This window comes from Embleya sp. NPDC025285, from assembly GCF_055558835.1.
In genome coordinates this window covers 21,345-27,765 of record NZ_JBVHLU010000122.1, presented here as the reverse complement: position 1 = coordinate 27,765, position 6,421 = coordinate 21,345, and the positions used below count along the sequence as shown (strand labels likewise).

The 6,421-nt window shown below is 72.1% G+C and carries 4 protein-coding genes and 1 pseudogene; 3 read left to right on the top strand and 2 right to left on the bottom strand.

All coding sequences use genetic code 11. The features are described from left to right. Nucleotides 1–1,363 precede the first annotated feature (1,363 nt). Nucleotides 1,364–1,690, bottom strand: coding sequence for a divalent-cation tolerance protein CutA (gene cutA, locus ACZ4FV_RS45090; protein ID WP_465326718.1), 327 nt, complete (start codon nt 1,688–1,690; stop codon nt 1,364–1,366). A 489-nt stretch (nt 1,691–2,179) separates the two neighbouring features. On the opposite strand from cutA, the gene ACZ4FV_RS45085 reads away from it, so the two are divergent. Beyond that, nucleotides 2,180–2,428, top strand: a complete 249-nt coding sequence (locus tag ACZ4FV_RS45085) for an N-acetyltransferase (protein ID WP_465326716.1) — start codon at nt 2,180–2,182, stop codon at nt 2,426–2,428. Nucleotides 2,429–3,268: 840 nt separating this feature from the next. On the opposite strand, the pseudogene ACZ4FV_RS45080 reads toward ACZ4FV_RS45085, so the two are convergent. Then, nucleotides 3,269–3,385, bottom strand: a pseudogene (locus ACZ4FV_RS45080) (MerR family transcriptional regulator); the annotation flags it as partial. Between the two features lie 1,027 nt (nt 3,386–4,412). Here ACZ4FV_RS45080 and ACZ4FV_RS45075 point away from each other — a divergent pair. Then, nucleotides 4,413–4,625, top strand: coding sequence for a hypothetical protein (locus tag ACZ4FV_RS45075; protein ID WP_465326714.1), 213 nt, complete (start codon nt 4,413–4,415; stop codon nt 4,623–4,625). A gap of 822 nt (nt 4,626–5,447) precedes the next feature. Continuing rightward, entirely contained in the window at nt 5,448–6,242 is a 795-nt protein-coding gene (locus ACZ4FV_RS45070) for a sigma-70 family RNA polymerase sigma factor (protein ID WP_465326712.1), read from the top strand. Nucleotides 6,243–6,421: the final 179 nt, after the last annotated feature.

The following is a 6,421-nucleotide window of genomic DNA, read 5'->3' as shown; positions in this document are numbered from 1 at the left end:
CAGGGACAGCCACACCGGACGTTGCTCCACGTCGGACATGCCGAGACCCCCGCGCCTGCAGGCGCGGGGGTCTCGGCATGTCCGACCCCATGTCCCACGGCGAGGCCGCCGGCCCGGACGGCTCGAACCCACGACCGAACCGAGCCCAGAGCGAGGCCCACAAGGCGCCGGCACGTACGGGGAACCCGCCTGGCGTGTACGCGCACACGCGAAGCCGCTCGTCGCGCGGGATCATCCTTCCTCCGCGAACATCGATCGCCGGAGCCATCGGCGACGCCCACGCGCGAACGCCACCCCAACGTCACCGCACTGTGGCCGCCAGAACGTCCCCGCCACGCCGAAGATCGCTTCCCGGGCCCGGCCGGCGAAGACCACCGGCATCCGTCCCGCCGAACTCGCAGGAATTCGCGGGGCCGGGGCACCAGATCTCCATCGGACCCCGAGAGGCCACGATGGCCAGGGAACCGCCCCACCGGCGCCACCGGCATGCTCGGCCGGACCCAACCCTCACAAACCCGTCCAGGCACGGCGAGACCCACTCCACCGTCCACCGACACAAATCCGCCGAAGCCCTTCACCGGGTGTCCGTGACGAACGAGAACCCGAGCACGGATCGGATCGCGCTTTGGACGAAGAGGGCGCCGATTCCCCGCCGGATCCGACGCCCTCGCACCGGCCCCGCCGCGGGGCACACACCACACGATCGCCGAGAACGAACGCGCGGATCCCGCGAAGGGCCTCCGCCCACCATGCCGACAACACGGACCGAAAGACGCGGGCTTCACCCACACGCCGACATATTCCCCTCGAACGAGCGATCGCCGATCCCCGCGATCGACGGATCGAACTCAGGACGTCCAACGCGCCCGTGACCGGAGCAGCGGCCCGGACGACGGACGCCCCGGTCTACGGTCGGGGCGTTCGGGGGCGGCGAGGTCGTCAACCAGGAGGAGCAGTACCACCTGTCGCCGGCGGAGCGGGACCTCCGGCCGGCTGGCGCGCGGACGGAAAGACCGACCTCGAGACGGAATGCGTGGAGGGCACAACCCGGTTCGCGGGGCCCGCCGGGGGCCTGGCCGCTCGAGATCACTCGAGGTCCGTCACCGTCAAGAACACACGGGCCCCCTCCGGGACCTCGGCTGGTCCCGCTACGCCCGCGCGGTACTGAGCCATCCGCCACAGCAGTGCAACCGCCTCCGGGAACGGCCGGACTCGACGCCACTCGCCCTCCGGCTCGGCGAAGCCGGCGGCCGGTCCCGCCGCGGGCGGGACGCGCAGTAACTCGACGACGTCCGGGGCGTCGTATCGCTCGACCGGGACGCGTCGCAGAGAGTCGGGCCGGGAACCGCGCTGGCCACCTGACCTATTCGGCCGGGGAGGTCTGCTCGTCGATCCACGCCAGGTACGGCGCGGAGCCGTCGACGATCTCGGTCGCGATGATCTCCGGGACGTCGTAGTCGCGGGCGGCGGCAATGTGTTCGCGCAGTTCGGCGAGCCGGGCCCGGGTGGTCGTGTGGAAGACGCGCCCTTCCGGATCGGTGTGGATCACGTCCTCCCCTCGGTAGACGCTGGTGATCGGCCCCTCGATCTGCGCGCACGCCGCGAGACGCGCCTCCCCCGCGCCGGCCGCCAGGATTTGGGCCTCCACCGCAGCGTCGGTGATGGTCGGCACGGTCGGGAAGTCGGCCACGGGAGTCTCCTTCGGCGTCCGCTGTCTCCCCGACCGTATTCCGCCGATAGGCCGGGCACCCCGGCGACCCGTCGGCGCGTCCCGGCGCGAACTCGTCACCACCGCACCCGACTCGCGCCAGACTCGCCGGTGGCCCACCCGGCAACGCGAGACGCGCCCCAAGGAGTGAACACATGGACCTGCGGCACTACGGGATCGACGACCTGGACCGGGTCCGCCCGATCCTGACCCGGATCCATACCGAGGTGTACGACGGTGCGCCGGCCGACGCCTTGCACACCGAGAACGATTTCCTCTCCCGGCTCGCCGGGCACACTCGAAATCCCGAATGGACCGCCGTCGACGCGTTCGACGGCGAACACCCGGTCGGGTTCGCCTACGCGGCCCCGCTCGGCCCGGGAACGCGATGGTGGTCGAGGATGCTCACCCCGCTCCCCGAGGGCTACACCGACGAGACCGGTACTCGCACCCTCGCCTTGTTACGAGCTGATGCCACTTCCCGCCCATCGCGGCAGCGGTCTTTGCGAGCAACTGCACGAGGCGCTCCTGGCCGGCCGCGCCGAGGAGCGGGCGACGCTGCTCGTGGACGCCGGTCACGGCCAGGCCCTGAAGTTGTACGAGTCGTGGCGCTACGAAAAGGTCGGCGACCGGCAGCCATTCCCCGACAGCCCGGTGTACGCGGTGATGGTCCGTCGGCTCGGGCCGTCGACCGAACGCCCGAAGCAACCCGCCACGTGACGGCAGGTCCCGGTCGCTGTGGCCACACGCCGGCGGCCTGGACCGTATCGCGCACGGCGCCCGGGAGACCGCACGAACCCCGCTTCCCGGTCCCGCACGCCGGCCGCGCCGAGCCGGCGACGCCGAACCGAGACTGGCCCAGCTGCACGCGGCCGCGCTCCACATCGCCACCGCCGAACGCACCGTCGCCCGGGCCTCCACCGCCCGCCGAGAAGGCGACAACCGAGGCCGGCACGACCGGCAGCGCGCCCGAGACCTGCGCGAGGAAGCGGGCCACCCGGGCCGCGCCGCCCGCGGACCGGCTCGCCGCCGAGGACGTGATCCGCGTCGACATCGAACGCGACCGCCGGGAGCAACGCGCCCGCGAACGCCGCCGGAGCAACAGCCGCAACAGACCCGGCGCCCGGGCCCCGGCCCGCCGGGCCCCGGGCACGGGCGTGGTTCTCGATGTGAGGGCACCCGGTGAAGGCTGATTCGCGGGCGGGCCGGAGCGAACATACTCTCCGGTTGGCTGGCGACCCTCTCGCCGCAAATCCATGGCCCGAACCACAGATTCGGGCCTATCTTCGTTCCCGTAGCCGGAAGCCCGCTGCGGCCCGTCGTCGCGTTGATCGCCCGGGCCTTTCCCGCCGCCCCGCTCAGCGACGGACCGACAACCACCCCACCCGGCCTCTGCGACCGCCGGAACGCCCCGGGAGAACGCACCGGCGGCGAGACCGCCATGTCCGAAAGGCGTGCCCCCGTACGGATCCCCTCGGTCCTGACTGCCGCCGGCGTCGCAGGCCCTCACCTCCTAGCCGACCCGAACCACGGACCTACCGCGGAGGCGAGCCCGAAAGGCAGTTGGTGGCGGGAGGCGCGGCGGTGTCCGCCGGCGCAACGGAGCGGGGTGATCAGGCCGGCGTGTTCGACCGCGCGCAGGAAGCCCTGGGCGGTACGAGGAGGTTCGGCGGCCCGCGGGTCCTCTGCGGGCATGGCACCTCTCCGGTGTCCGTGTCTGTTGTCCGTGGAACACGTGGGAGGGGCCCTGGTGCCGTTGGCACCAGGGCCCCGAAGGAACTGCTACACCATCCGCCGGTCCTGACACTGCGCCGGCCCTCGTTTCCGCCGACCCGACCGGGATGGCATCGGGGGCGCGGGGATCGCGGTTGCTCGACCGGAGACCACCTCACTAACGATGTCCTGCGGTACCCGGGCTTGAGACTTCCACCCGGGCGACCCCGATGGCGCTTCCACTCCTTCGTTGTTTCCTCTGGGACCATCTTGCGTACTGCCGTACTGCTTTCTTGCGTGCCGCGGGTGATGCGTGCCCGGCGGCCCGTGACGGCGCCACCACTCTTCGGCAGCCAGCCCCGATCGCCCGTCCTGCGTCTGGCTTTGGCTTGGAACCCCACTGCCGAACCTCCCGGTGCGCGCGTCCACAGCCGACGCCTTCACCGAGGTACCGCTCACCTACTCCACTGCTTCTGCGATTTGCACTTGCGGGTACTGCGACTGCGTGAACTGCGGTACTGATCACAGCGGCCCCGCTCATCGGGCCACCCGGTGCGGCCGTCCCTGTCCTCGCCGCGGGGGCACGGTCCCGCATCCGTCGCCGAATGGGAGCATTCGGCTCGGTACACCTCCGGGGACACGTCCCGGTCGACCCCTTGTCCACGCGGACCAGGAGGTCGTGTCCCGGCAGAACGGGATGGTGAGCGCGGCGCGCCGGGGCGCAGTGGTCCGGTGTTCGAAAGCGAGAGGGTCATTCCGAGTGGCTGCGCGTCGCGGCAACCGACGACACCGGGGCCCCGGAGCGGGCCCGGGCCCCGCGGACGGGCACCATGTGGGCTTTGATGCCGCCCCTGAGGAAGCGGACGCCGCCGGCGCCGAGGACCGCGACACCCTCGGCAAGGCCGCCCTCGCAGTCTTCGCCGACGAGGGCGCCTCGACCCGATCGAACGGCCGGCGGACGGGCGGCAGGCGTCCGGCGCAGAATCAACGGGTGGACAGGCCCGGAGTGCACGCCTGCCTCGAACTCGCCGACGGTGGCGGCGCCGAGATCGCCGTCGACCTGTTCGACCGGCCCGACCCCCGCAGCGTCATGCCGGCCGCTTGGACCGCGATCGTCGCCGACGGTCCGCCCCTGCCCGAAGGCGCCGAAGGCACGTTGTACTCGGACGAGCAGACCCGGCCTGCGGCCACCCGTTCGTCGTGATCGCCTCCGCGGGCAATGTCTCACAGCTCCGAGGCCGCGAACCCTGAGCACCCCTTGAGCGGCGTCGTGCGCGTGCCGGTACCCGGGCGTGCGGTCGGGCGTCTCCACCCCCTTGGTCGGAAAGGAGACGCCACCCACCACCCCCATCCCTCCGGGGGCCGGGAAACAGGGAGGAACCACACGCCGCATCCCTGCCCCCGCCGGCGACCACGCGCCCGCGCCCGACCGGGTGAATCACGACGCGCCACGCGGACGCGGCGCGGCCACCGGCGACGCGCGATCGAACGAGCGCCACGAAGTTCCGATCGAGTAGCGGTCCCATCGCGCTCGGCGGGCGCCGCTCCCGCCGGACGCAGCGACGGCGGCCCCGGTCTCCGCCCGGCCACCATCCGCGTCCCGCGCCTCGGCCGGGGCGTCGCCTCGCTCGCCGTCGAGCGCGTTCTTGCGCGTTCCCGACTGCCGCGGCGTGGTCGGGTGAGGAGCGTGTCCCGGTCGCCCGAACGGCCGTACCCATGCCCCGGCCCGGCGCGGGCGGCCGTTGTGTCGCCGAGAAGTTCCTGTTCACGTGTGTTTATCTGTGATCGTCCCTGTGTTGGGGTCGGCGGGAGCGTGACACGACAGCGCCCTCGAAAGGGTGATGTCCTGTGTGGGCCGCGCTCCCGCCGGCCACGTGCGCGCGCGAATGCGTTCCGGCCGGGAACGTGTGGACGGGCCTCTCGGTGGAAGGCATCGACGAAAGGCCCCGCCCCGGGCCCTGGTACCTGCCCCTTCCTCACGGTCCCCCGGCATCCGACACGCACCCGCTCGGAGGCCCGCCCCGCGATGACCCCCACCCCCACCAGCGCCGACGCCCCCAACGGCCTGCGCGCCATCACCGACCGCAACCTCGCCCGCCTCGCCACCCTCGAACCGGGAACCCGCGCGCATGCAGCGCTGCGCAACGCGATCGTCGAGGACAACCTCAACCTCGTCGCCCACGCCTGCAACCGCTACACCCACCGCGCCGATCTGCGCGAGGACCTGCGCCAGGTCGCCGCGATCGGATTGATCAAGGCCGTCGACGGCTACCGCCCTGACCACGGGGCGGGGTTCCTGTCCTACGCGATGCCCACCATCGCGGGCGAGTTGAAGCGCTACTTCCGCGACCACACCTGGGCCGTCCACGCCCGCCGCGGCGAACAGGAGCTCTACCTGCGCCTGGTCCGGACCCGTGACGACCTCTCCGCGCGCCTGGGCCGCGAACCCGACTTCGGGGAACTCGCCGCTGCCCTGGACATGGACGAAAAGGAGGCACGCGTGGGCCTGGAGGTCGGAGCCGCCCTGCGCACCGACTCCCTCGACGCGCCACCCGGCGGCAACGACCCCGGTGCGACCACCGGACACGATCTGCGCGGCACGCCCGACCCGGCACTCGAACTCGTCCTCGACCGCGAGGCGTTGCGCCCGCTGATCGCCGGTCTGACCGAACGGGACCGCCGCATCCTCAAACTCCGCTTCTGGGACGACCTCACCCAAGCCGAGATCGGAACCATCCTCGGCCTCTCCCAGATGCACGTCTCCCGACTCCTCACCCGCGCCTTCACCACCCTGCGCACCGGCATGCTCGCGACCACCTGAAACCGGGGCCTCGACCCAAACGGCCGACGTCGGGCGGCACAGCACCGATTGCGGGACTTCGCCGGTCCGGGCCGGAGCCGCAGCCGACGTGGGACGTCCGCGATGAAGAGGGCGCTCCGACCCCATCTTCCGAGGGTCGAAGCGCCACTACCCAAAGTAACCGACCCTCTCGCATTGCG

Bases quoted from the DNA above. Each gene is read 5' to 3' on its own strand.
- ACZ4FV_RS45085 (WP_465326716.1), top strand. From the start codon at position 2,180: ATGCCACTTCCCGCCCATCGCGGCAGCGGTCTTTGCGAGCAACTGCAC.
- ACZ4FV_RS45070 (WP_465326712.1), top strand. From the start codon at position 5,448: ATGACCCCCACCCCCACCAGCGCCGACGCCCCCAACGGCCTGCGCGCC.